This is a genomic window from Campylobacter concisus, from assembly GCF_003049735.1.
GTDB classification, from domain to species: Bacteria; Campylobacterota; Campylobacteria; order Campylobacterales; family Campylobacteraceae; genus Campylobacter_A; species Campylobacter_A concisus_AN.
Map to the genome: position 1 here is coordinate 86,360 of NZ_PIRM01000004.1, position 24,342 is coordinate 110,701.

The 24,342-nt window shown below is 40.3% G+C and carries 25 protein-coding genes; 19 read left to right on the forward strand and 6 right to left on the reverse strand.

Translation table 11 applies throughout. The annotated features are described in order from the left end of the window. Nucleotides 1-2: 2 nt before the first annotated feature. The 12 genes from CVS97_RS07390 (at nt 3) to CVS97_RS07440 (ending at nt 7,753) form a co-directional block, all read left to right on the forward strand. Nucleotides 3-677: an anaerobic ribonucleoside-triphosphate reductase activating protein gene (locus tag CVS97_RS07390; RefSeq protein ID WP_107785633.1), complete on the forward strand. Its 675-nt coding sequence runs from the start codon at nt 3-5 to the stop codon at nt 675-677. A 74-nt stretch (nt 678-751) separates the two neighbouring features. Beyond that, a complete protein-coding gene (locus CVS97_RS07395) occupies nt 752-1,897 on the forward strand; it encodes an iron-containing alcohol dehydrogenase (RefSeq protein ID WP_107785634.1) in 1,146 nt (381 codons plus the stop codon). A gap of 29 nt (nt 1,898-1,926) precedes the next feature. Next, a complete protein-coding gene (locus tag CVS97_RS07400; RefSeq protein WP_107785635.1) occupies nt 1,927-2,568 on the forward strand; it encodes an NAD(P)H-binding protein in 642 nt (213 codons plus the stop codon). Then, entirely contained in the window at nt 2,565-3,335 is a 771-nt protein-coding gene (locus CVS97_RS07405) for an SDR family NAD(P)-dependent oxidoreductase (RefSeq protein ID WP_107785636.1), read from the forward strand. The genes CVS97_RS07400 and CVS97_RS07405 overlap by 4 nt, the downstream gene beginning before the upstream one ends. A gap of 70 nt (nt 3,336-3,405) precedes the next feature. After that, entirely contained in the window at nt 3,406-4,842 is a 1,437-nt protein-coding gene (locus CVS97_RS07410; protein ID WP_107785637.1) for a subtype B tannase, read from the forward strand. Nucleotides 4,843-4,857: 15 nt separating this feature from the next. Next, nucleotides 4,858-5,394 (forward strand): putative quinol monooxygenase, encoded by a 537-nt coding sequence (locus tag CVS97_RS07415; RefSeq protein ID WP_234401402.1) that lies wholly within the window; start codon nt 4,858-4,860, stop codon nt 5,392-5,394. After that, nucleotides 5,384-5,539, forward strand: a complete 156-nt coding sequence (locus tag CVS97_RS09445; protein WP_234401403.1) for a hypothetical protein — start codon at nt 5,384-5,386, stop codon at nt 5,537-5,539. Before CVS97_RS07415 ends, CVS97_RS09445 begins: the two co-directional genes overlap by 11 nt. Nucleotides 5,540-5,547: 8 nt before the next feature. Beyond that, on the forward strand, nt 5,548-5,706 hold the full coding sequence (locus CVS97_RS07420) for a hypothetical protein (protein WP_234401404.1): 159 nt from the start codon (nt 5,548-5,550) through the stop codon (nt 5,704-5,706). A gap of 135 nt (nt 5,707-5,841) precedes the next feature. Continuing rightward, nucleotides 5,842-6,402, forward strand: coding sequence for an NAD(P)H-dependent oxidoreductase (locus CVS97_RS07425; RefSeq protein ID WP_107785638.1), 561 nt, complete (start codon nt 5,842-5,844; stop codon nt 6,400-6,402). Nucleotides 6,403-6,440: 38 nt separating this feature from the next. Continuing rightward, a complete protein-coding gene (locus tag CVS97_RS07430) occupies nt 6,441-6,623 on the forward strand; it encodes a DUF2798 domain-containing protein (protein WP_316246169.1) in 183 nt (60 codons plus the stop codon). 93 nt (nt 6,624-6,716) lie between these two features. Next, nucleotides 6,717-7,361 carry a ferritin family protein gene (locus tag CVS97_RS07435; RefSeq protein ID WP_002940712.1) on the forward strand — a complete coding sequence of 215 codons (645 nt, stop codon included), beginning with the start codon at nt 6,717-6,719 and terminating at the stop codon, nt 7,359-7,361. Nucleotides 7,362-7,462: 101 nt separating this feature from the next. Continuing rightward, complete coding sequence (locus tag CVS97_RS07440) at nt 7,463-7,753, forward strand: DUF5339 domain-containing protein (RefSeq protein WP_107785639.1); 291 nt, start codon at nt 7,463-7,465, stop codon at nt 7,751-7,753. Nucleotides 7,754-7,782: 29 nt separating this feature from the next. Here CVS97_RS07440 and rmuC read toward each other — a convergent pair whose 3' ends face one another. Continuing rightward, nucleotides 7,783-9,351, reverse strand: a complete 1,569-nt coding sequence (gene rmuC / locus CVS97_RS07445; RefSeq protein ID WP_107785640.1) for a DNA recombination protein RmuC — start codon at nt 9,349-9,351, stop codon at nt 7,783-7,785. A 79-nt stretch (nt 9,352-9,430) separates the two neighbouring features. Continuing rightward, nucleotides 9,431-11,104 (reverse strand): dihydroxy-acid dehydratase, encoded by a 1,674-nt coding sequence (ilvD, locus tag CVS97_RS07450; protein ID WP_107785641.1) that lies wholly within the window; start codon nt 11,102-11,104, stop codon nt 9,431-9,433. A 243-nt stretch (nt 11,105-11,347) separates the two neighbouring features. On the opposite strand from ilvD, the gene CVS97_RS09250 reads away from it, so the two are divergent. Both CVS97_RS09250 and CVS97_RS07455 read left to right on the forward strand, forming a co-directional pair. After that, complete coding sequence (locus tag CVS97_RS09250) at nt 11,348-11,551, forward strand: hypothetical protein (RefSeq protein ID WP_141090435.1); 204 nt, start codon at nt 11,348-11,350, stop codon at nt 11,549-11,551. Between the two features lie 75 nt (nt 11,552-11,626). After that, on the forward strand, nt 11,627-11,977 hold the full coding sequence (locus tag CVS97_RS07455; RefSeq protein ID WP_072595262.1) for a hypothetical protein: 351 nt from the start codon (nt 11,627-11,629) through the stop codon (nt 11,975-11,977). A 35-nt stretch (nt 11,978-12,012) separates the two neighbouring features. Here CVS97_RS07455 and CVS97_RS07460 read toward each other — a convergent pair whose 3' ends face one another. The 4 genes from CVS97_RS07460 to CVS97_RS07475 form a co-directional block, all read right to left on the reverse strand. Continuing rightward, the gene (locus tag CVS97_RS07460) at nt 12,013-13,782 is read right to left on the reverse strand and encodes an aryl-sulfate sulfotransferase (protein ID WP_107785642.1); all 1,770 of its coding nucleotides are present in this window, start codon (nt 13,780-13,782) and stop codon (nt 12,013-12,015) included. Nucleotides 13,783-14,047: 265 nt separating this feature from the next. Further along, on the reverse strand, nt 14,048-15,172 hold the full coding sequence (locus tag CVS97_RS07465; protein ID WP_107785643.1) for a cytochrome d ubiquinol oxidase subunit II: 1,125 nt from the start codon (nt 15,170-15,172) through the stop codon (nt 14,048-14,050). Then, on the reverse strand, nt 15,165-16,700 hold the full coding sequence (locus tag CVS97_RS07470) for a cytochrome ubiquinol oxidase subunit I (protein WP_107785644.1): 1,536 nt from the start codon (nt 16,698-16,700) through the stop codon (nt 15,165-15,167). The genes CVS97_RS07465 and CVS97_RS07470 overlap by 8 nt, the downstream gene beginning before the upstream one ends. A gap of 1 nt (nt 16,701) precedes the next feature. Beyond that, nucleotides 16,702-16,917, reverse strand: a complete 216-nt coding sequence (locus CVS97_RS07475; protein WP_107785645.1) for a DUF4492 domain-containing protein — start codon at nt 16,915-16,917, stop codon at nt 16,702-16,704. A gap of 125 nt (nt 16,918-17,042) precedes the next feature. Here CVS97_RS07475 and CVS97_RS07480 point away from each other — a divergent pair, with 125 nt between their 5' ends. From CVS97_RS07480 to CVS97_RS07500, 5 genes are all read left to right on the forward strand, one after another. Beyond that, the gene (locus CVS97_RS07480; protein WP_084109918.1) at nt 17,043-18,677 is read left to right on the forward strand and encodes a CTP synthase; all 1,635 of its coding nucleotides are present in this window, start codon (nt 17,043-17,045) and stop codon (nt 18,675-18,677) included. A gap of 105 nt (nt 18,678-18,782) precedes the next feature. After that, nucleotides 18,783-19,334, forward strand: a complete 552-nt coding sequence (locus CVS97_RS07485) for an NAD(P)H-dependent oxidoreductase (protein ID WP_107785646.1) — start codon at nt 18,783-18,785, stop codon at nt 19,332-19,334. 352 nt (nt 19,335-19,686) lie between these two features. Further along, nucleotides 19,687-21,261, forward strand: a complete 1,575-nt coding sequence (gene recJ, locus CVS97_RS07490) for a single-stranded-DNA-specific exonuclease RecJ (protein WP_107785647.1) — start codon at nt 19,687-19,689, stop codon at nt 21,259-21,261. Between the two features lie 226 nt (nt 21,262-21,487). Continuing rightward, nucleotides 21,488-23,485 (forward strand): TonB-dependent receptor domain-containing protein, encoded by a 1,998-nt coding sequence (locus tag CVS97_RS07495; RefSeq protein ID WP_107785648.1) that lies wholly within the window; start codon nt 21,488-21,490, stop codon nt 23,483-23,485. Between the two features lie 263 nt (nt 23,486-23,748). After that, nucleotides 23,749-24,333, forward strand: coding sequence for a hypothetical protein (locus CVS97_RS07500; RefSeq protein WP_107785649.1), 585 nt, complete (start codon nt 23,749-23,751; stop codon nt 24,331-24,333). The last annotated feature ends 9 nt before the right edge of the window (nt 24,334-24,342 follow it).

The following is a 24,342-nucleotide window of genomic DNA, read 5'->3' on the forward strand; positions in this document are numbered from 1 at the left end:
ATTTGCATAAAGTCTTTAGTATAACGCCATTTACTACGCTTGATTATCCAGACAAAGTGGCTGCGGTAGTTTGGTTTGCAGGCTGTAATATGCGATGCGTGTATTGCTACAATATAGAAGTTGTAAATTCAAATGGCAATATAGAAATGGCTGAGGTTTGTAACTTTTTAGATCGCCGCATAGGCAAGCTAAATGGCATCGTCTTTAGCGGTGGCGAATGCACAGCAAATCCTTTGTTTTTGAAGCTTGCAAGAGAGGTTAAGTCAAGAAATTTTTGCCTAAAGGTCGATACAAATGGCTCTCATATTGAGATTTTAAAAGAGGCGATAGGAGAAGGGCTGATTGACTATGTTGCACTTGATTTTAAAGCGCCAAAAGATAAATTTACGGGCGTAACTGGCTCAAATTTATATGAAAAATTTATTAGCACACTAAAATATCTGCTTGAGATAAATTTCGATTTTGAAGTAAGAACAACCGTGCATGCAGATTTTTTAGATGAAGCAGATATTTCTTTGATGTCTGAAATTCTTTATGACCTTGGATATAGAGGCAATTATTATTTGCAAAAATTCCTTAGCACAGGTGAAAATTTTGGAAATTTAGTTGATGCTAAAAGTAGCTTTGATCTGAAAAAAATCATCTCAAAACTTCCTATCAAACTAAGAAATTTTTAAATTTCTACTCATTATTTTTAACAAAAATTTTTGCTTTGCAAAACTATAATCATTAAAACTAATAAGGAGAAACTATGCAAAATTTCAGCTTTTTAAACCCTACTAAAATAGAATTCGGCAAAGATAAAGAGCAAAACATCGGCAAATATATGAAAGAATTTGGCGCAAAAAAGACGCTCATCATCTATGGCAGCGACAGGGTCATAAAAAATGGCCTTTTTGATGTCGCAGCAAAGAGCCTAAGTGCAAATGGCATCGAGTTTTGCAAGATCGGTGGTGTGAAGTCAAACCCAGTGCTAAGCAAGGTGAATGAGGCTATAAATTTAGCTAAAAAGCAAGGCGTCGATAGTGTGCTAGCCATAGGCGGTGGCTCGGTGCTTGATAGCGCCAAGGCTGTGGCTGCAGGAGTTAAATATAACGGCGACGTTTGGGACTTTTTTACTGGCAATTGCCCAAAAGAAGCGCTTATGATCTTTGATATCATAACGCTTGCTGCAACTGGCTCAGAGATGAACGGCGGCGCAGTCGTCACAAATGAAGCCACAAAAGAGAAATTTGCCATGCATGGAGCATGTCTTTACCCAAAAGTATCGGTGGTAAATCCGCTTCTTCAAGCAAGCGTTAGCAAGGAGTACTTGGTCTATTCAGCCTCAGACATCATCGCTCACAGCATCGAGGGCTACTTTACGGCGAGCATTCAGCCTGAGATCATAAATTTATACATCGAAGCAAACATCAAAACCGTCATGAAAATGACTGAAATTTTACTAAAAGAGCCTGAAAACTATGGCGCTAGAGGCGAGTTTGCTTGGGCTGCGACGATGGCGCTAAATGGCCTAACTTACGTTGGCACGGCTGGCTACTCTTATCCAAACCACATGATTGAGCACGCCATAGGTGCGGTGGTTGATTGCGCGCACGGGGCTGGGCTAAGTGTGGTGATGCCAGCTTGGATGAAGTGGTATAAGAGTAGAAATTTAGAGGCATTTAAGCGCTTTGGCAAAGAAATTTTTGGCGTAGATGACGCAGACGAGGCTATTAAAAAGCTAAAAGAGTGGTTTAGCAAGATTGGCACACCTACAAGCCTTATTGAAATCGGCGTTGATGAGACAAATTTAGACGAGATTATGGCTTTAGTTTATGACTACGCCAAGAGTAGGGGCTTGGAGCAAATTTATACAAAAGAGGCAATAAGTGAAATTTTTGCCTTAGCGAGATAGAATTTATCTAAATTTTACAAAGGAAAGATATGAAAAAGATCGCCCTTATAGCTGGAGCTAGCGGTGCTGTGGGAAGTGAGATTTTAAAAAATTTATGTGAGAGTGAGCATTATAGTAAGGTTATCGCTCTTGCTAGGCACGAGCTAGAATTTACTCATGAAAAGCTTGAAGTAAAAGTAATAAATTTTGACGAGCTAAAAGATGAGGTGCCATTTATCGCTGATGACGTATTTTGCGCGCTTGGCACGACGATGAAAGCGGCAAAGCACAAAGAGCAGTTTTATAAAGTCGATGTGACCTATCCGCTAAATTTTGCCAAATTTGGCTTGGAGTGTGGGGCAAAACGCTTTGTTTTACTCTCGGCTGCAGGTGCTAGCAGAAAGTCAGGCTCGTTTTACCTAAAGGCAAAAGGCCAAGCAGAAGCAAAGATAAAAGAGCTTGGATATAGCTCATTTCACGTCGTTAGGCTGCCACTTATCGAGGCTGAGAGAAAGGACTTTAGGCTTGGTGAGTATCTGGCGATAAAGGCGTTTAAATTTATCCCAAAAGGCTTTTTTGACGAGTATCGTCCGATGAGAGCGGCTGATATCGCTAAAGTGATCGTGCAAGTAGTGCAAGATGACCACAGCGAGGGTGTCAAAATTTATAGCCCTATGGAGTATGCTAAGTGAAAAGATACATCGCCATCACTGGAGCAAGCTCAGGCATAGGAGCGGCCGCGGCAAAGGCATTTGCAAGGCGCGGGGAGAATTTGATCCTTATTGCAAGGCGGGGCGAGCTTTTAGAAGAGCTAAAAGGCGAGATAGCTAAATTTGCAAATGTCGATATGATGATAGAGCTTTGCGATCTCTCAAAGCAAGAAAATGCCCTTTCTCTTTGGCGAAAATTAGAAAAATTTGAGCTAAAAGCGCTTATAAACAACGCTGGCTTTGGCGACTATAACAAGGTCGGCGAGCAAAATTTAGAAAAAATCACGCAGATGATAAATTTAAACATCATCTCACTTGTCACGCTCTCAACGCTCTTTACTAAAAAATATAAAGACAAAGATACGCAGCTTATAAACATCTCCTCGATAGGCGGCTACAAGATCGTGCCAAACGCCGTCACGTACTGCGCTAGCAAATTTTTCGTAAGTGCCTTTAGTGAGGGGCTTTACCACGAGCTAGCACAGGACAAGCAGGCAAAGATGCAGGCTAAAGTGCTGGCCCCAGCTGCCACAAAAACAGAATTTGGCATGGTGGCAACCAGTAAAGAGAGCTACGACTACGACAAAGCGTTTAAAAAGTACCACACGAGCGAGCAGATGGCGGAGTTTTTGCTGCGACTTTATGATAGCCATTACTGCGTTGGCTCGGTGGATAGAGATAGCTTTGAGTTTAGCCTAAGCAAGCCAAAATTTGACTACGCGATCAAATACGAGCCAAAAGATAACTAGACGCTAAAGCCTTGGTAGCCTACGCCAAGGCCAGTAAAACAAAAAGTAGGACAAAATAAAAAGGCAGATCATGAAATGCGTTAGAGTTGCTATTTTAGGGGTTTGTTTGGTAGGCGCTTGCTTTGGCGGCGAGCTTAAATTTGATGAAAAGAAATTTGAGCTAAAAAGCGTGCAAGTTGGCGAGAAGACGCTTAAATTTAGAGCTTATGAAGGCATAGTCTATGTGACAAAGCCGGTTAGCGACTATCAGGTGCTAAATTTTTATGTGCCAGAGGGTAAATTTAGCGACCAAAAAGGGGCTATCTTTATGCCAAACGCGATCGGTGGCTACATGAGCGCAATGCCACCAAAGCCAGAAATCCAAAATGAAAAGCCAAATGCCACTCTTGAAGCGCTTCTTAGAGGCTACGTCGTGGCAAGCGTTGGCGCTAGGGGCAGGACGCTAAAAGATGGCGAGAAATTTATCGGCAAAGCGCCAGCTGCGATAGTCGATCTAAAAGCGGCCGTTAGATATCTTAAATTTAACGATAAATTTATGCCAGGCGACGCAAATAAGATCATCTCAAACGGCACTAGTGCAGGAGGCGCGATGTCAGTACTTCTTGGAGTAAGCGCAAAGGCAAAAGAGTATGAGCCATATCTTAAAGAGCTAGGCGCTGCAAATGCGGACGATCAAATTTATGCCGCTTCAGCCTACTGCCCTGTTACAAATTTGGAGCATGAAGACGAGGCGTATGAGTGGATGTTTGGGGATTTGGATAAATTTGAAAGGATTGATTTTACAAGTCTTGACGCGAGCACTTTTAACGACAGAGGCAAAAAGCCAAAGATGATCAAAGGCGAGCTAAATGCCACGCAAAAAGAGCTCTCGCGCGAGCTAAAGAGTAAATTCCCAGCCTATCTAAACTCGCTAAATTTAAAAGACGCCAAAGGCCACGTGCTAAGCCTTGATGAAAACGGCGAGGGCAGCTTCAAAGAGTATATAAACACCCTTATTTCAAAGGCATTTACTGCTACAAAAAGCAGCGACAAAAGTACTCTCACGCCTAAATTTATAACTCTTGATACGCAGGGCTGCTCGCTTGGATATACATTCAAATTTGAGGACTTCATCGCCTCGCTAAAACGAGCCAAGGCGGTGGTTGCCTTTGACGGATTTGGGCTAGAAAATCCTGAAAACGACCTCTTTGGCGATAGCAAAACGCCTGCAAAGCACTTTACTAAATTTGCAAAAGAGCGAAGCGGCGGCGAGATGGCAGACGCTAGCGTCATAAAGATGATGAATGCGATGAACTACGCTAAAAATAATGAAGCGGCGAAATTTTACCGCATAAGACAGGGCACAAACGACACCGACTTAGCCCTTGCCGTACCTGCTATGCTCGCGCTTTCGCTTAAAAATGCTGGCAAAGAGGTTGATTTTGAAGCGGTCTGGGGACAAGGACATGGCGGCGACTACGATTTAGACGAGCTTTTTGCTTGGATTAAAAGAGTGGTTGAGAAATAAATTTAAGGAAATTTGATGATTAAAAAGCTATTTTTATTAGTATTTTCGGCAGCTTTTGCCTTTGGGGCGGAGGCGAAAGTGAGCTTATACGAGCTGCTTTCAACGCCAAATAACAAGAGCTTGCTGAGACAGCTTGGCAGGGAAAATATCCTTAGCTCAAAGAGTGAGCCAGGCACGCAGGCGATCTTTTTTATGAGCGCAAAGAGTAAGCCAGAGCTATTTTACGTGCTTGAGTTTTACGAGGACGAGGCGACTTATAAAAAGCATCTAAACTCGGCGCATTTTAAGAAATTTGCAAGTGCAAGTGCTGAAATTTTGGCTAGTAAAAAGGCTATTGGTGTAAAAAAGAGGGCTGCGTTTTCTAAAAATTTAACGCCAGAGAGGCTAAAAGATGCCTACTTTCACATCACAAATTTAAGCCTTAAGGCAAAAAGCGATGCGAAATTTGAAAAGATCATCAAAAAATATATGCAAAAAAGCGTAGATGAGGGCGCTTACGCGCAGTTTGCCTTTAGTCAAAAGGACGCGGCAAACAAAATGGGTGCTGGTTGAAATTTACAAAGACGAAGCTAGCTTTGAGAGCTACCGCCACAGCGAAAACTACAAAGCTTACGCCAAAGAGCGAGCTGTGCTAATAGACGAATTTGACGGCTTTGGTCTCAAAAACGAGACCTCATTTAGTAAGGTAAAATTTTAGGAGATGTTATGAAGAAAATTTCACTTTTTTGCGCACTAGCGCTTGTTAGCAGCACGGCTTTTGCCCTTGATAAGGCAGGATGTGAGAGTTTAAAAGATGTGAAAATTTTAAACAATGAGATGATAGATGCGCTGTGGAATGAAAAGGATAAAGAGCATGCTAGCTAAGAGTAAGACCTACGCTGGTAAGGAATTTTTGGTGTGTGCGTATCCAAAGGTGGCTACATACGTGGGTGGCGACACGAGCAAGGCTAGTAGCTTTGTTTGTAAATAAATTTAAAGAAGTAAATTTAAGGAGAGAAAATGAGTGAAATTTTAGTCGTATCAGGTCATACCGACCTTGAAAATTCCTTTGCAAATAAGATCATTTTAAGTGAGCTAAAAAAGCAGGTGCCAGAGGCTAAATTTGACATACTAAGTGAGCTTTATAAAAACTACGCTATCGATGTAAAAGCCGAGCAAGAAAAGCTAGTAAAGGCTGACGTGATCGTGCTTGTTTATCCATTTTTTTGGTACGGCGTACCATCGCTTTTACAAAAGTGGTTTGAAGATGTGCTAGTTCATGGCTTCTCTCATGGCAGCAAGGGAGATAAGCTACATGGCAAAAAGCTAGTGCTTTCATTTACCTCTGGCGCGCCTGAGGAGCTTTATAAAAAAGAGGCGCTTCAGCGCTATGACATAGAGGAATTTTTGCCGCCACTTAAGGCACTAGCAAATACTTGTGGGATGGAGTTTACAGGATATGTTTATAGCGGAGAGCTATCGTATCAGAGCAGGCACGATGAGGCAAAGCTTGCTTTGATGAAGCAAAAGGCACTTGATCATGCAAAAAGACTAGGCGAGCTGATAGGTAAAATTTCATGATACCAGCAAAATTTTATAAATATGTTTTTGCGTTTATAATGTCAGCATTTATGGCATTTTTTATGTCATTTGTGCTGACATATTTAAACCTTGGCTTTGTTGATGGCTTTGTAAAAATTTGGCTAATCGCTTATGTAAAAGCCTTTGTAGTGGCGTATCCTGTGCTTTTGCTAGTTTCTCCATTTGTAACAAAACTCACACAAATTTTATGTAAAAAATAAAATAATAATATACGTTATCAATAAAAATTATTATTTACTTATTTTAATTATTTGGTTATAATCCAATCAAAATTTATCAAAATAGGAGTCAAAATGAGACAGTACGAAACATACAAATGCGAAAAATGCGGTAACGAGATCGAGGTGCAAAAGGTTGGCGGCGGTACACTAACCTGTTGCGGCGAAGAGATGAAATGTGTGACTGAAAATTTAACAGCGGTAAATTTGATGAAGGCATTTGCTGGCGAGTCACAAGCTAGAAACAAGTACGAGCTTTACGGTGACCTAGCCAAAGAAGCAGGCTATCACGCGATAGCTAGACACTTTTACGAAGCAGCTGAAAACGAAAAATGGCATGCAAGAGCTGAGTTTAAGAAATATCACGAGATGATGAACGATCCGATCGATAAGATGGATAAAAATTTACTTGACGCTGCAGCTGGCGAAAACTACGAGCATACGACGATGTATCCAGACTTTGCAAAGATCGCAAAAGAAGAAGAGCTAAGAGATGTTGAGAGGCTATTTAACGCGATCGGCAAGGTTGAGGTTGAGCATGAAAGAGAGTATTTAGAGCTTAAAAAGATGCTTGATGAAGAGGGCTTTTTTGAGAGCGACGAGGAAGATATCTGGGTTTGTGAGGTGTGCGGACACGTTCACAGAGGCAAAAAAGCTCCAGGCGCTTGCCCACTTTGCAAAGCTCCAAAAGAGTATTTTAAGCGCGAATTTCTAGGCTAAAAAGCCAAAATTAGTCAAGGTGTTTGCCTTGACTATTAATTTAAGTCATAAAATATTATAAAAATGATACAATCCTTTCAAATTTTCACAAGGAGAAAGAGATGAAAAAATCACTTTTAGTTTTAGCTACTCTTGGCTTTACACTAAGCCTAAACGCTGCAGATCTTACAGATACTTGCAAATCATACTTCTCAGACATCGATAAGATGGTTGAAGCTTACAAACAAGCTGGTCAAGAGCAACAAGTAAAAATGTATGAAGATCAAAAGAAACAATCAATGGATCAGCTAGCTTCTTTACCAAAAGAGCAACAAGACGCTACTTGCAAACAAGCTAAAGAGATGTTTGCTCAAGTAATGGAACAAATGAAAAAACAAGGTCTTTTAAAATAAATTTTATGGCTAGTTTTTCTAGCCATACCCTAATCCTCTTTTTCTAACTCGTTATTTACGCCTATCTCTTTTACTTCTATATCTTTTTGCTCATCTGGAGACAAGCGTTTAAAATTTTCAAGTCTACTAACAAGGCCATCTCTACCACTAAAACTTGATGCAAGGGCGTTAAAATGTTTATTTGCAGTATTTAGTGTATTGCTAAGTCTATTCATGTGCTCGGCCACATTGCGGACTTTATCATAAATTTTAATCGCACTCTTTACGATATTTTTGGCCTCTTCATTGCCACGCTCTATGCGCCATAAATTTGCCACTGTGCGAAGAATAGGCATAAGCGTAGTGTGAGATACTAGTATTACGCGCTTTTGAAACGCATAGTCAAAAAGTGAACTATCAAATTTCATAGCCTCGATATATGCTGGCTCAATTGGTATAAACATCAATACAAAATCAGGACTATCAGGTACGATCTCGCCGTAATTTTTGCTATTTAAGCTATCTATGTGATTTTTCATAGAAGCAATATGCTCTTTCAATGCTAAATTTAGCTCCTCTTCGTTGCTGGCTGTGATAGCCTTTTCGTAAGCTATAAGTGAGACTTTAGAATCAACTATTAGATGCTTGCCGTCTGGTATCTTTACTATAAAATCAGGAATAAGACGTTTGCCTTCTTCGTTTTTGAAATTTTGTTGGGTCAAGTAATGCTCATCTTTTACAAGTCCAGAAGCCTCAAATGTGCGTTCAAGCTGTATTTCACCCCAGTTTCCAAGTGTTTTATTGCTACCTTTTAGTGCAGTGGCTAGTGAGTTTGCCTCTTTTGACATTGAGATACCAATTTCACTTATGTGCTTAATCTGCGTTCCTAGCGCGCTCATACCTTTAACGGATTCGTCGTGGACTGCATTTACACGCTCTTGAAAGGTTGAAATTTGCTCCTTTAGTGGCTTTAGTAAAAGATCTAAAGAATTTTGGCTATTTTGTGTGAAATTTGCACTTTTTTCTTCAAATATTTTATTTGCAAGATTAGAAAATTCCAAATTTAACTCATTTTTTACTTTTAATAAATTTACCTCTTGCTCTTTTAGGCTATTTTCTTTTGCTTCTATTTCATTTCTAAGTACAGCCATATCACGTTTTAATCTATTTTCTCTCTCACTCACTTCAGCTAAAGCATTTTTATTTTGATTTAGCTCAGCTAGTGTTGCAGTAAAATTTGCCTCGTTATTCTTGGCCCTTTCATTTGCTGTACCGATACTCTCTTTAAGCTCGTTTATCACGCGCTCCATCGCATCTTCAGCTTCGTCTTTTTGTGCTATTTTGGTTTTTAGCGCATCGATCTCACTGATGAGCTCGTCTATTCGCTCGTGATTTGACATAAGCCTTGCTTTTTGCTCGCTAATTAGTTGCAGATTTTCACTATTTTTAGATACTAAATTTGTTAGATTTGATGAAATTTCAAAATTTTCTTGCTCTTTTTGCGCCAAATTTCGCTTTAGTTCGAGTTTGTCCCTATTAAATGAATAGATGACAAATATCGCAATCAAAAATAGTAGTCCTAAAAATATGGCAGCATAAAAATAGAAATCTTGTTGCATTTAGTATCCTTAAAAAATGAAGAAATTTTTATATTTTTATAAAAGCAAAGAGACTACTCCTCGCTTTTGTAATAAATTTTTATGCTTCTAGCACTGCTCCGTTGCTTGCGTTTGTGACTAGTTTGCGGTATTGCCTTAGCCAGCGAGATGTTAGCGGTTTATCAACTGGCTTAAATTCTGCTCTTCTCTTTGCGATCTCGGCTTCGCTTAGGCGAACGTTTATCTCGTATTTATCGACGTCTATATCGATTATGTCGTCATCTTGTAGCAAGCCTATCATGCCACCCTCGGCTGCTTCTGGGCTCACGTGGCCGATGCTTAGACCTCTTGTCGCCCCGCTAAAGCGACCATCTGTGATGAGCGCCACGTCTGCGCCAAGGCCTCGTCCCATGATGAGTGAAGTAGGGCTTAGCATCTCTTGCATGCCAGGGCCTCCGCGCGGACCTTCGTATCGGATGACGACGACATCGCCTTTATCTACTTTACCGCTTGAAATGCCAGCTATTGCTTCATCTTGTGAGTTAAAGCAGACTGCTTTACCACTAAATTTACGCTCGCCAACGATGCCAGCTGTCTTGATTACACAGCCTTGCTCGGCTAAATTTCCAAACAAAATGGCAAGTCCGCCAACTTGTGAATAGGCGTTTTCTACTTTGTGAATGATGCTTTCATCTTTGATGTCACTTACCTTTACACGCTCTCCTAAAGTTTCGCCACTAACTGTGAGATTATCCAAATTTAGCATGCCATTATCTCTGCGTGAAATTTCTTTTATTACTGCATTCATGCCACCAGCTCTACCGATGTCCTCCATGTGCACATTTGGTAAGCTTGGGCTGATTTTAGCGATATGAGCGATATTTTGGCTGATTTTATTTAGCTCTTTGATATCTAAATTTACGCCTGCCTCTCTTGAGATGGCTAGCATGTGAAGAACGGTGTTGCTGCTGCCGCCCATCGCCATATCAACGACAAGAGCGTTGCGGATCGCTTTTTCATTTAGTATGTTTCTGATTTTAAATTTCTCATCAAGTGCGATCTCACAGATCCTGCGAGCAGCCTGTCTAATAAGCTCCTCACGCTCTGGGGTTAGTGCTAGGATAGTGCCGTTGCCAGGGAGTGCTATGCCCATCGCTTCACAAAGTGTGTTCATAGAATTTGCTGTAAACATACCGCTGCAACTACCACCGCTTGGACATGCATTGCACTCGATATCTCTTAGCTCGGCTTCGTCTATCTCTTTGGTCTCAAATTTACCAACCGCCTCAAACGCAGTCGCAAGATCTATCGGCTTGCCATCTTTTGTGTAGCCTTTTTTCATTGGGCCACCGCTTACAAACACTGTTGGGACATTGACCCTTAAAGCACCCATAACCATGCCAGGGACGATCTTGTCGCAGTTTGGCATACAAACGAGTGCGTCAAGTGCGTGAGCGTTCATAACGGTTTCTATCGAGTTTGCGATGATCTCGCGGCTAGGCAAGCTATATAGCATGCCACCATGTCCCATCGCGATGCCATCATCCACGCCGATGCAGTTAAACTCAAATGGAATACAGCCATTTTTGCGAATTTCATCTTTTAAAATTTGTGCGTATTTGTTTAAGAAAAAGTGGCCAGGTATGATCTCTATAAAGCTGTTTGCGACGCCGATAAATGGTTTATTAAAGTCATCGTCTTTTAGTCCAGTAGCACGTAAAAGTGAGCGGTGTGGGGCTCTTGTGTAGCCTTTTTTTATTATGTCGCTTCTCAAATTTGATCCTTTTTTAAAATTTGAGAGGATTTTATCACATATAAAGTATCAAAGATTTTAAAAAATTTTTGCAAATTTGAAAATTTTTTTATTACATAAATAACACATTAAATTTGTAAAATTTATCCAAAAAGGATGAGCTAAATAGCTACGAAATTTCGGCAATTTTAATCAAAGCAGTATGCAAAATAATAACGTAAAAATATTATCAATGTGTTATAAATATTGATTTATAGGGCTTTATTGTACCCTGGTACAATTTACAAGACTTATGAAAATTTATACAATGCGATAAAATTTTTTAACAAGGATGATAAAATGATCGCAAAAACAGAGGGCATAAAAGTGATGCCAATGCAAACTAAAATTTTAAATTCTGGCACAAACTTTTATGAAAATAACTTCACAAATACAACTTTAATTTTTCCTTTTTACGCGAAGAAGTAAAACAACTTCTAATCTCCAAAACAAGAGCGATTTAGCTTTTATTTTAAATTTAATTTATAGTTAAGAGAGTTTTATATGCAAAGTGAAAAAACAGAAATTTTACTTGATGAAGTGAATGAAACAATAGATTCGATATTTAGAACCTGTAATAAAAATGGTGGAACAAAGAAAGCTTTGGAAAATAGAAAGCTAAATAAAGAAATTTTAAAAGATAAATTTGCATCGATCTTTTTAAAATTTGACCAGATAGATGATGATAATTTTAAAAGCATAGTTCTTTCAAGTGATGAGACAAAAGAGCTAAGCGATATGGTAAAAACATTCGAAGCGGATAAAGATATAGACTTGCCAGAACTAGAGCGAGCGATAAATTTTAACCTTACTAGAATCAAAGAAGCAATCTATAAATTTCAAAACAACAACTAAAAGCTGGTGCGAGAAAAATCTCACACCAGATACTGCTAATAACTAAATACCTCCGGATTAATAACCATCGCCCTATAAGCGACATCATCTCTTGAAGCAGAGTCCACATCCATCTCAAATTTGATCTCATTTGTCTTTGGATCGATCTCAACTAAGACCATTTTGATAGTCTTGTCAGGGCGAAGTAAATTTACATTTGAGCTTGAGATGAAGTAGGTATTTTTATCTTTTTGCCACTCGACGTTGCTAGTAACTGCGCTATAAAAGTCAAAGCCACGCTCTTTGCCAAACTGCCAAGTTTGTTCAACCGTGCCCTTTTTCTCATCTATCTTGTACTCAACCGCGCGGGAGTATTTATCCTCTTTAAAGGCTGGTTGCTCCATGCCTCTTGCATCGCCATTGTCAAAGACGCTTAGGTGTTTTATGCTGCCTTTGTTGTCGTATCTTGGTGTTAGCCATGCGGTGTGCTGAGTCCATGACCAGTCAAATTCGCCCTCGCATTTTGAGTTTTCGCATTTTATCTTATTACCTTTGCTATCGACTGGAGTTAGCACTTTGGCTTTAAATTCTTCACTCCAGCCCTCAAGCGAAGCTAATATCCATTTTACTTTCTTGTCACGTCCTATCTTTACGATGCCTTGGTGGCGAAGTGAGAGGATGATGCTATCGTCGCTCTCATCGTATGAGATAGAGTTTACGTGAGCCCAGTTTCTACCTGTGCCAGTAGAGGTGATGTCGCCAAATGGTAGATCATTACTTATCTTTATCTCTTTTGCGTCCATATCGATATTTAGGCAAACAGCTCTAGCATCAAGCGCTTTTATGAGGTTGCTGCGGTAGACGTTGTTACCAAAAATTTCATTTAGATCCCACTCTTCGACCACTTTACCGGTGCTATCGACCTCGATGATGTGATCTCTTATAGTGTGAGAAATTTTGCCGTCTTTGTGATGGTAGTTGTATTTGCCAACTCTAAGAAGTGCGTGATCGTCCTTTAATGGCATAACTTCATGGCTTAGATCGATGTAGCCTCTTGGAAGTGGGCGGTTATAAATTTCTTTTCCCATAAGGTCATATCTTAGATATCTTTGAGCCATGCCAAAGCTGATATCGCCATTTTTTAGCTGATGAAAGCCCATCATCATGCCCCCATCCATCACTCTGCGCTCACTACGGTCGTAAAATTTCTGATAGTCAAGATACCATCTAACCTCACCTTTGGTGTCTACGATGTAGTTTTCGGTAAAGTCGTTCCAGCTAGCAGCTCCGCCATTTTTCCAATCAAGTGGTTTATAGACGCTTGTGATCGTGTTGTTTATGAGATAGAGCCTGTTTTTAAAGGCAGGATCGACCTTTTTGACGCGAGTCTTTTGCATGTGATAAAATCTAAAATCACGGCTATATGTGACGATAGGCTGGGCGTAAATTTTATACGTTTCTACCTTTTTAGCTCCGTTAAATGTGTAGCTTACGACTACTTCATTTAGATAGTCAGGGTAAAGTCCCCAAATAGGCACACCATCATGCGTTAGCAGGGCATGCTCTGAGACGTTATAATCGATATCGATACCACCATCTGGCTTGCCTTTTACTTTGACATGGATATCTTTGATGTCTTTGCCAGCTCTATCGATGATAGCAGTTAGCGGCGATACGTCGTAGGGGTTTATAAAGACTGATCCAAGCTCGCCTTGAACCTTTACGTGATGAGCCAGGACTCCAGCCTCTAGTGGCGTGATGCCTATACTAAGACCACTAACCAAAACAGCCGCAAGGGCAACAGAACCTAAGAAATTCTTGCTCATTTTCGCTCCTTTAATAAAATTTAATGATATCTTACTACCCAAATTTCACACAAAACTAACGCTTATATGAAAAGTGGCTTAAGTAAATTTATCAAGAAGTCGTTTTAAAGAGTAAAAATAAAAAGAAGAATTTAGGGGCAAACGCCCCTAAATTTTAGTTATTTGTATCAAATTTCTTAAGAGAAAAAAGAACAAATTTATAGCTAACAAATAGCGTCACTGGCCAAAGTATCAAAAAAATTCCTGCTTCTAACATCTTTTATCCTTAGTATGCGTGATGATCGTTTTTGATCTCGTCTTGCGTGATCTTCTTGTTATCTATCGCTCGCCAGACGACGATGATATAAGTAAGCACTACTGGCACTAGCAAACTAACATAGGCCATAACGCCAAGTGTGTAGTGACTTGAGCTTGCGTTTTTGATAGTTAGCGAGCTAGCAAGGTCGCTAAATGACGGATAAAATGCTGTGCCATTTAGTCCTGTTATTAAAAATAGCGCGGTTACAGCAAGTGTAACGCCAACGCCATAAGCAAAAATTCCACGTATGCTTTTTGTAAATGCTCCTTGGAAAATCCCAACAAGTACCAAAACAACGCCAACAAGAAGCAATATACCAACGATAGGCATCTCGATCAAATTTATAGCGTATTTGTAAGGCATAAGGCTAACTACGCCATTTACGTCGTATGCAAAGCCATCTTTTGTAAGCACCCAAGCAAGAAATCCTAAGAAAAATGGCAAGAATAGCACGGTGTTGATAAGTAGCTGTTTTCTAGCGTTTTGTATAAATTCGCCATCAGCGATGTTATTCATAAGATATAAGCAGCCACCTATGCGAGACAGGAAAAACATCGCTATTCCAAGCAAGTACAAGTAAGGATTTGCCAATGCTTCAAGGCCGCGAAATGGAGTCTTCCACTCGACAAAATTATGCTCATTTAGCACAAAGTCGCTTCCGCTAAAAAATGTACTAACAGCCATACCAATAAGAATAACGCCAAGTGAGCCATTTATGAAAAGGAAAATTTCATAAGTTCTAGCGCCTAAGAAGTTATCGGGCTTTTTGCGGTACTCGTAGCTTACAGCTTGGATGATAAAGCAAAATAAAATAGCCAGCCAAACCCAGTAAGCGCCACCAAAACTCGTAGCGTAAAATAGCGGGAACGCCGCAAAGCACGCGCCTCCAAACATAACAAGCGTCGTAAATGTAAGCTCCCATTTTCTACCGATAGAATTTATGAGCATATCTTTTTTCAGCTCGTCCTTGCCAAGGCTAAAGATGAGCGACTGACCGCCTTGAACAAACATCATAAATACCAAAAGTCCGCCAAGAAGGCTAACTATAAACCACCAATAAATTTGTAAATTTTCTAAGCTTAAACTATGCATGGTCGTTAAATCCTATCTTTATTTGCTTAAGCATGATTTTGATCTCGGCTATCAGCAAGACCGTAAATAAAACAGCAAATAATATAAATGAAATTTTGATATTTGAGTCTGCTAAATTCGTAGCTCCAACGCCAACGGTCATGAGATCTTGTATCACCCATGGCTGACGACCGACCTCTGCTACTATCCAGCCAGCTTCAGCTGCGATGTAGCCAAGCGGTATAGTAAAGAGGCAGATCCACAAAAATGCTCTTATGTTTTCAAATTTATATTTTCTTGAGAGATTTAGATAAAGAGTGATAGCAAAAAGAGCTATAAAGTAAGTGCCAAGTACAACCATGATGTGGAAGCTATAAAATGTAAGTGCAACTGGTGGCACGGCTTCTTTTGCATCTTTAAGATAGCCATATCCTAAGAAATTTAGGTTGCTCTCTAAATTTGAAAGTGAGCTTTTCATCAAACTCTCGTCATTTGCTTTTTTGGCTTCTTTGTAGTTTTTAAGAGCCTCGATAGCTACTTTGCCCTTTGCCATCTTCTCTTCAACGCTTATTAGATTGTGCTCGCTATTACCATAAAGTAGGTCATTTATACCTGGTGTAAATGAGTCAAGCTCTCTGTTTGCCATGATACCAAGTGCGTAAGGCACCTTTATCTCAAGCAAAAATGGCTCGCTCTCGTCGCCAAGCTCTTTAGCTAGGTTTAAAATACCAGCGGCAACTAGACCAGCGTTAGTTTCGCCCTTATAAAGTCCCTCCATAGCTGCAAGCTTCATAGGCTGCTTTTGAGCTACAAAATATGCACTCTCATCGCCGCTAAGTAGCAAAAATGCCGATGTGATAAGGCCAAATGCGCTAGCAACGACGATGCTTTTTTTAGCTAGCAAGATGTGGCGTTTTTTGATTAAAAACCAAGCAGAAATTCCTATCACAAAGATAGCTGAGATGGTGTAGCCGCTAGTTACTGTGTGTAAAAATTTGCTAATTCCAAGAGGATTTAGCGCAACTTCAAAGAAATTTTCCATCTCCATTCTGGCAGTATCTGGGTTAAATTTCATGCCGATAGGATACTGCATCCAGCCATTTGCGATCAAGATCCAAAGCGCGCTTAAATTTGAACCGATCGCGACAAGCCAAGTTGAAAGTAGGTGAAATTTCTTGCTGACTTTATCCCAGCCAAAAAACATAATGGCAAAAAATGTACTCTCCATGAAAAATGCGAGCAAGCCCTCAATCGCAAGAGGAGCACCGAAGATATCGCCGACAAACCAGCTGTAATTTGCCCAGTTTGTACCAAACTCAAACTCCATGATGATACCAGTAGCCACACCGATAGCGAAATTTATGCCAAAGAGCTTTAGCCAAAATTTCGTTATCTCAAGCCAGACTTTATCGCCGGTTTTAACATATATCGTCTCCATAATGGCGATGATAAAACTTAGCCCCAAAGTAAGCGGGACAAACAAAAAGTGGTAAATGGCAGTCAGCGCAAACTGAGCCCTAGACCAATCAACAAAATCCATCTCAGACATTTTATTCCTTTATTAAATTACGAATTACAAATTCGCTTTTTTCTTCTTCGGTTTGAAATTTGGTATTAAGAGTCTCGTTAAAGATAAAGGCTTTTAAAATTCCAAACATGATGATAAGCTTTATTATTATGAGAAGCCATAATTTTTTGCCTATTTTCATGTTTTTAAAGCCCTCTATATATAAAGAGGCAATGATGTTTAAGTAGTTTTTTATCATAGTTTTTGAAGTCTATAACAAAAAGACTTAAAGAATAATTTTTAAAATTTATACGATTAATGCCTTACTAAATATTTAAGGGGTATAATCCGCAATTAAAAAATAAATAAATTTAAGGAAATTTAATGGCAAAAGAGACGAAGTACATTTTTATCACAGGTGGTGTTTTAAGCTCGCTTGGAAAAGGCATCGCAGCTGCGTCTATCGCGACTCTTTTAAAAAATTCCGGACTAAAAGTAAGTGTTTTAAAAGCTGACCCATATATCAACGTAGATCCTGGCACGATGAGCCCGCTTGAGCACGGCGAAGTTTTTGTCACAGACGATGGTGCAGAGACTGATCTTGACCTTGGCCACTACGAGAGATTTTTAGATGAGAGCCTAAGTCAAGATAATAACTTCACAACGGGTAGAGTTTATAGCTCTGTTATAGAAAAAGAGCGCCGCGGCGACTACCTTGGAAAGACTATACAAGTGATCCCTCACATCGTTGGCGAGATCGTTGATCGCATAAAAAAAGCAGGCGAGGGTAAAGATGTGCTAATCGTTGAGATCGGTGGAACTGTTGGCGATATCGAGGGACTACCATTTTTAGAGGCGATAAGAGCGCTAAGGGTGGAAGTTGGTAAAAAAAGAGCGCTAAATATTCACCTAACGCTTGTGCCATTTATCAAAGTAGCTGGCGAGCTAAAGACAAAGCCAACCCAGCATAGCGTAGGAGAGCTAAGACGTATAGGCATAACACCAGACATCATCATCTGCAGATCTGAAATGCCACTAAACCGCGAGCTAAAAGATAAGATAGCAGCAAGCTGTGGTGTTGAGAAAAATTGTGTCATAGAGAGCTTAGACAGCGCAAGTATCTATCAAATCCCACTTTCATTTTTAAAGCAAGACATACTAACTCCAATCGCTGAAAATTTAGGCTTTAATGAGCTAAAACCAGACATGGCAAAGTGGGATAGCCTAGTAAAAAGAATCATAGCTCCAACAAATGAAACTACAATAGCATTTGTAGGTAAATATATCGATCTAAAAGAGAGCTACAAGAGCCTAACTGAGGGTATCATCCACGCTGGAGCAAATTTGGATGCTAGGGTAAATTTACGCTGGATAGATAGCGAAAAGATAGAAGAGAACAATGTAAATGAGCTTTTAAAAGACGTAGATGGCATCTTGGTCGCTGGCGGCTTTGGCGAAAGGGGCGTTTTAGGCAAGATGCAGGCTATAAAATTTGCTCGTGAAAATAAGATCCCTTATCTTGGAATTTGCCTTGGTATGCAGCTAGCACTAATTGAATTTGCAAGGGATGTTTTGGGCTTAGAGGATGCAAATTCTATGGAATTTGACAAAGAGTGCAAAAATCCTATCATCTATCTAATAGATAGCTTTATCGACGCTCACGGCAAAAAACAAATTAGGACTCACACAAGCCCACTTGGTGGTACGATGAGACTTGGAGCATATAACTGTGAGATAAAACCAAAGACACTTCTAGCTGAAATTTATGGCAATGCAAAGAGCGTAAAAGAGCGTCACCGCCACCGCTACGAGGCAAATCCAAAATATAAAGAAATTTTTGAGAAAAATGGTCTTTTGGTAAGTGGTGAGAGCGATGGATTGATAGAGGCTATCGAGCTAAAAGGCCATCCGTGGTTTGTGGGCGTGCAGTGTCATCCTGAATTTACTAGCCGTCTAACTAAGCCAAATCCTGTGATATTAGGCTTCATAAAGGCAAGTTTGGAAAACGTCAAATCTTAAATTTAGAGCCATCTGGCTCTAAAAATTCTTTTAAAATTTTGCTGTTTTTATTAAATTATTTATCAAATAAATCCCACTACTTGCCATAAATTTTTAAGGAGAAAAATGAAAACCCTAATCATCTTAGCCCACCCTGATATCCAAAACTCAGTCATAAACAAACGCTTGCTACAAGAGGCTCTCAAAGAGCCGCAGCACTTTAGTGTTCATGATTTGACGCGGGCTTACGGGAGCGGCGATATCGACGCCGCGCGCGAGCAAGAGCTCATCAGATCCCACGACGCCCTCGTTTTGCAGTTTCCGCTTCACAACTTCTCCTGCCCTCCGATTTTAAAATCATGGATTGACGCGGTGATGACGCACGGCTTTGCCTACGGACGGGGTTCAGACGGCATAGCGGGGCGCAAGGTAGCGCTAGCCGTGACCGCAGGCATCAAAAAGAGCGACTACAGCCCGCAAGGACGCTATCATTTTAGCCTGCGCGAGGTTCTTGCGCCGTTTGAGCTTGCGTTTAAATACTATTTTCGCGCCGATTATCGCGACTTTTTCGCATTTTACGGCGCCGAGGAAACTCCAGGCGTGGACTACGTATCAAGCCAGGACGATTTAGAGCGCGGCGCTAGAGAATACGCGGAGTTTTTGAGAAATTTGGAATAAATTTTTATAAAAATGGTTTAAACTTTCTGGAATAAACCATTTAAAAATTTATAAATTTAATTGTATAAATTTTTGCTAATACTTCCTATTTTTGGTGTGCTAAATTTGTAAAGACTATCAATTTAACAAAGCTTTTAAGCTTGCTATGAGCCCTAAAATCTTACTTTCATTTAAAATTATAAGAAATTAAATTTCAAAAAGATATAATCCAAGCATTCAAAATAAAGACGAAAGATTGCGATGAGAAAGAAGTATTTTTATAGCCAAATTTTTGGCAATATGGGTGTAAATTTAAGTGAACAAGTGGCATTAAATAAAGTTGGTAAGTTCTTTAAAAATTCTTACCAAAACCATGCTAAATAAAGAGGATATAAGGAATTTACTAGCGCATAGATTTTGTAACGACATACATAAAAAAATTAGTGAAATTCCGACACCAAGTGCCTTAAAAGATATCTATAAAGGTGCTAATCGCATAAAAGAAGCGATCGGGAAAAACGAGCGAATAGCTATCGTGGGCGATTATGATGTTGATGGTGTTGTTTCGAGTGTGATTTTGGCTGAGTTTTTTGATGATCTTGGCGTGAAAGACTACCTAGTAAAAATTCCAAATAGGTTTAAAGATGGATATGGGCTAAATCCTGAGATAATAGACGAACTCTCAGCTGATGTAAGCTTGATTATCACCGTTGATAACGGCATCTCTGCAAACGATGCGGCCATTATCTGTAAAGAAAAAGGCATCGATCTTATTATCACTGATCATCACATGCCTCCAGCTGTTCTCCCAGAAGCTTATGCGATCATCAATCCAAAACAAGAAGACTGCAACTTCCCAAATATCGAAATTTGTGGTGCTGAGGTCGCTTGGTATTTGGTTGGAGCGTTAAAGGATGTTTTTGGACTAAATTACGATATGAGCAAATTTCTAGAGCTTTTAGCTATCGCGATAATCGCTGATATGATGGAGCTAAGAGATATGAATAGAATGCTTGTTCGCCTTGGCATTTGTAAGCTAAATGCGTCTAAGCGTTCCGCATTTCACGCTATAAAAGAGTTTTATGGTAAGGAAAAATTTGAGTGCGATGATATTAGCTTTCTTATAGCCCCACTTATAAATTCAGCCGGACGCATGGACGATGCGATGAATTCATTTAACTTTTTACGTGCTAAAAGTATCGAAGAGGCTTACAACTACCTTGATACAATCATTGAATTTAACAACTCCAGAAAAGAGGAAGAGCGCCAACTCTTTGAATGCTCGCTAAAGGACGTAAAAGAAGATGATGAAGTCATCATCACTTGGGGTGAGCAGTGGCATGAGGGTGTGATAGGCATCGTAGCTAGCCGCTTAGCAAAGCACTTTGCAAAGCCAGCTATCGTCTTTAGTATCGATAAAGGTCGTGCAAAAGGTAGTGCTAGAAGCATTGGTAAGCTTGATATCTTATCTCTCATAGCAAGCCACGAAGATCTGCTAACAAGCTACGGCGGTCACAAAGGAGCGGCTGGACTTACGCTTGCACCTGAAAATTTGGTGAAATTTAAAGAAGCGATAAATAAAAGTTGCTCATGCCTAAATATGCAAGATTGCAAAAGCTCGGACGAGCTACTTGGCGACATAATGCCAAGCGAGATAGACTTTGAGCTGCTTGAAATTTTAGAATTTTATGAGCCATATGGGCAGAAAAATCCTCGCCCAGTCTTTAAGATAAAAAATGCTCTTGTTAAAAACGAAAGACTTATAGGAAGAGATCAAAATCACCTAAAGCTCATCTTACAAAAGGATAATAAAACGCTTGAGGCTCTATTTTTTAACTTTACAAGACATGCTAGAGTTGGCGAGATGATAGATATTATCTTTTGTATATCAAAAAATTCATTCCGCGGACTTGTTACCCCACAGCTACTCATAAAAGAGATTTTATAAATTTTATCTCGGTTTTATAATGCTAAAATTTTAATGAAACCGAGATTGCTTCGGTTTTAATTCACCAAAATCGTTTCTTTATATATTTAATGCAGTCCAACTAAAATAATACTATTTGACTCAAATTTCTGTATTGTAAAATTAATGTTATATAAATATTTATACTTTATTTAAGTTTATTTTTGCTTTAATTTTAATTTTAAATATTAATTTCATAGGACTAAACATGAAAATTTCTTACGTTTTAGCATTTGCTTTAGTATCAAATTTAATGCTTGGTGCTGAAAAAACGATAGACCTGGCTCCGGTTACCGTTTCTGCAAAGATAGAAAAGTCGGTTCTTGAAGAACCTACAAAGGCTCAAATAGTGGGCAAAGGCGCGATACTGGAAAACAGCGACATCGCTAAATCGCTTTTAAATTTGAGCGGCTTTACGATGGAGCGTAAGGGCGGAGGCGGCAGCGAGGTTTATTATCGTTCGCAGACGGCGGCTAGGCTGCCGGTGCTGATCGACGGTAGCACGCTAAACGGCGGCTGCGGCATGCGTATGGATACGCCCATCACCTACATCTCGGCGCAAAACTACAGCTCGGTTCGCATCGTAAAAGGCCCGCAAGACGTTAGATACGGCGCGCTCATTAGCGGCGGTATATTTTTCGATAGAGAGATAGCAAGGCTGTCAAAACCGAGCTTCGGAGGAAACGTAAGCGTGCTGGGCGGCAGTTTTAGAAGATTTGAAACTGCCGCGGACGTAGCGGCGGGTAACGAGCTTGGAAGCCTAGAAATTTCTGGCGGACACTACCAGAGCGGCGATTATAAAAGCGGCGACGGACAGAAAATGCATACGCACTATAAACGCAACAGCGTCTCTCTCGTGGGTACGCTAACGCCCACGGATACTACCGCCTTGCAGCTAAGCGCGGACTTGGGTAATGGAGAAGCAGCATATGCCGACAGGATGAGGGACGGCATACAATTTGACCGTAAATCTTTCGGACTCAAATTTGAACAAGACGTCGGCGAGCACAAGATCAGGCTAAGCTCGTACTATCATCAAATCGATCACATAATGGACAACTTCACCATGCGTCCGGTGGTGCCGGGTACGGGGCGCGGCAAGGGATATAGCATCAGCCACCCGATACGCGATATGTATGGCTTTAAGCTAGAAGGCGAGCTAAATTTCGACAATCTAACAAGCTATCTTGGCGCTGGGTACTCTGAGGATGTATTTAAGTGGAGAGGCGCCGGAACGGGCGGAGCCGGCGTATCTAAAGCCGAAATGGACGCAGCCGTATCAAAGCCGCACGTAAAAGAGCGCAAGGTAACGTATAAAACGATCTACACTCAAAACGAATACGTCCTAGAAAACGACTACGGGCTTTTTGGCGGACTTAGGCTGGACGCGGGCGAGAGAAGGCTGCTAAAAACGCATAAGAGCAGAAAAGAAAATTTATTCTCAGGCTTTTTTAGATACGAAAAATATCTGCAAAATTTAACGCTTTACGCGGGACTAGGTCACGCGCAAAGGTTACCGGATCACTGGGAAACGAGTAAAGACGATAATCTTAAGCTAAATAAAGAAAGAAACACTCAGCTTGACTTCGGTACCGTGCTAAAAGATAAAAACTACGAGCTAAACGCGAATTTCTTCGTCTCGAAGATGGATGATTACATAATGATAAAGTATAACCCTATGGGTATGTCTTCAAACGTATTTAATACCGATGCTTTACTATACGGCGGCGAGATCGAGGGCGATACGCTACTAGCCGATATGTTTAGGCTGGGGGCGGGCGTATCCTACGTCTACGGCAAAGTGACTAAAAATGCGGGCGGCCTAAAAGACGGCGACGCGCTGCCTAAGGTTTCGCCTCTAACGTTTAAACTAAGCGCCGGCCTAGAAAAGCCAGACTGGTTCGTCAAAGCCGACTTCTACGCTAACGCATCGCAAAAACGCGCGCAAAAAGGCTACGGCGACGTGGGCGGTATGGACCTGGGCAAGAGCGATAGCTTCTGGACGCTAGGACTAAGCGCGGGCTATAAATATAAAAATTATCAATTTTTGCTAGCGGCGGAAAACCTAAACGACGCCAAATACGCCTATCATAACTCAAAAGGCGGCTACGGCGGCGGTATCGCAGGCTACGAGACCATCCCGAACGGCACGAGGCTTTATGAGCCGGGCAGAAGCTTTTGGGCGAAATTTAAGGTGCATTTTTAGGGCGTAACTTAATAAATTTGGCATGGCTGTGGGCTTAGGATTTGCCCTAAAGCCGTGCTAAATTTAAGTATTTTTACTCTTATATTCTTAACAATACTCACGCTTACTACATTTACCATTAGCAATAAATTGGCACTTGGTATAAAATTTCTTATTAAATTTTAAAGCCAAAGGATGATTAAAATGGGGCTTTATTAAATTTAAATTTTTATATGGATTAAAAGCTTAGATGTAAAACCTCAGAAATCTTTTAAAGGAGAGGTATGAAAAATTTACTTGTAAAATCAAGCTTGATTCTAGCTTTGGTAAGCTCAGCTGCACTAGCTCAAGGTGCATTTGTTGGTGGTGAAGGTGATTATTCGTTTAACTCAAAAATCAAAACAAAAAATATAGCAAGTAGCGAGAAAAATAACTTCAAAAAAGGTCACTACGGCCTTGGCTTTTATGGCGGTTATGATTTTGACAGCTATAGAGCTTATGGCGGTTATTATTATGACTTTAAAGCCAGGAAAAATGCTGGTGAATCAGATGCAAAATGGAGTAAGCATAAATTTCTAGGCGGCGTTGATTATACGCCAAGCATCACTGAAAATTTTAAAGCCGTTCTTGGTGGATACACAGGTCTTGGCTACTTGAGCGTTAGAGAGAGATTTAATAACGAAACAAGTAAGAAAAATTTCAAAGGCTTACTAGTTGGCGCGAAAGCGGGTGGCATCTACTCATTTGATAAACATAACGCGATAGAGTTTGGCTTAAAAGCTGATAAGACTTTTTATAAGAAAAATAGCGGAGCTCAGTTAAGAGATACAACTATAGGAATTTATACAGGCTATACTTATAAATTCTAACCTTTAGGC

Coding starts and splice junctions, on each gene's coding strand:
- CVS97_RS07395 (WP_107785634.1), top strand. CDS start 752: ATGCAAAATTTCAGCTTTTTAAACCCTACTAAAATAGAATTCGGCAAA.
- CVS97_RS07400 (WP_107785635.1), top strand. CDS start 1,927: ATGAAAAAGATCGCCCTTATAGCTGGAGCTAGCGGTGCTGTGGGAAGT.
- CVS97_RS07410 (WP_107785637.1), top strand. CDS start 3,406: ATGAAATGCGTTAGAGTTGCTATTTTAGGGGTTTGTTTGGTAGGCGCT.
- CVS97_RS07415 (WP_234401402.1), top strand. CDS start 4,858: ATGATTAAAAAGCTATTTTTATTAGTATTTTCGGCAGCTTTTGCCTTT.
- CVS97_RS07420 (WP_234401404.1), top strand. CDS start 5,548: ATGAAGAAAATTTCACTTTTTTGCGCACTAGCGCTTGTTAGCAGCACG.
- CVS97_RS07425 (WP_107785638.1), top strand. CDS start 5,842: ATGAGTGAAATTTTAGTCGTATCAGGTCATACCGACCTTGAAAATTCC.
- CVS97_RS07430 (WP_316246169.1), top strand. CDS start 6,441: ATGTCAGCATTTATGGCATTTTTTATGTCATTTGTGCTGACATATTTA.
- CVS97_RS07435 (WP_002940712.1), top strand. CDS start 6,717: ATGAGACAGTACGAAACATACAAATGCGAAAAATGCGGTAACGAGATC.
- CVS97_RS07440 (WP_107785639.1), top strand. CDS start 7,463: ATGAAAAAATCACTTTTAGTTTTAGCTACTCTTGGCTTTACACTAAGC.
- rmuC (WP_107785640.1), bottom strand. CDS start 9,351: ATGCAACAAGATTTCTATTTTTATGCTGCCATATTTTTAGGACTACTA.
- CVS97_RS07455 (WP_072595262.1), top strand. CDS start 11,627: ATGCAAAGTGAAAAAACAGAAATTTTACTTGATGAAGTGAATGAAACA.
- CVS97_RS07460 (WP_107785642.1), bottom strand. CDS start 13,782: ATGAGCAAGAATTTCTTAGGTTCTGTTGCCCTTGCGGCTGTTTTGGTT.
- CVS97_RS07465 (WP_107785643.1), bottom strand. CDS start 15,172: ATGCATAGTTTAAGCTTAGAAAATTTACAAATTTATTGGTGGTTTATA.
- CVS97_RS07470 (WP_107785644.1), bottom strand. CDS start 16,700: ATGTCTGAGATGGATTTTGTTGATTGGTCTAGGGCTCAGTTTGCGCTG.
- CVS97_RS07475 (WP_107785645.1), bottom strand. CDS start 16,917: ATGATAAAAAACTACTTAAACATCATTGCCTCTTTATATATAGAGGGC.
- CVS97_RS07480 (WP_084109918.1), top strand. CDS start 17,043: ATGGCAAAAGAGACGAAGTACATTTTTATCACAGGTGGTGTTTTAAGC.
- CVS97_RS07485 (WP_107785646.1), top strand. CDS start 18,783: ATGAAAACCCTAATCATCTTAGCCCACCCTGATATCCAAAACTCAGTC.
- recJ (WP_107785647.1), top strand. CDS start 19,687: ATGCTAAATAAAGAGGATATAAGGAATTTACTAGCGCATAGATTTTGT.
- CVS97_RS07495 (WP_107785648.1), top strand. CDS start 21,488: ATGAAAATTTCTTACGTTTTAGCATTTGCTTTAGTATCAAATTTAATG.
- CVS97_RS07500 (WP_107785649.1), top strand. CDS start 23,749: ATGAAAAATTTACTTGTAAAATCAAGCTTGATTCTAGCTTTGGTAAGC.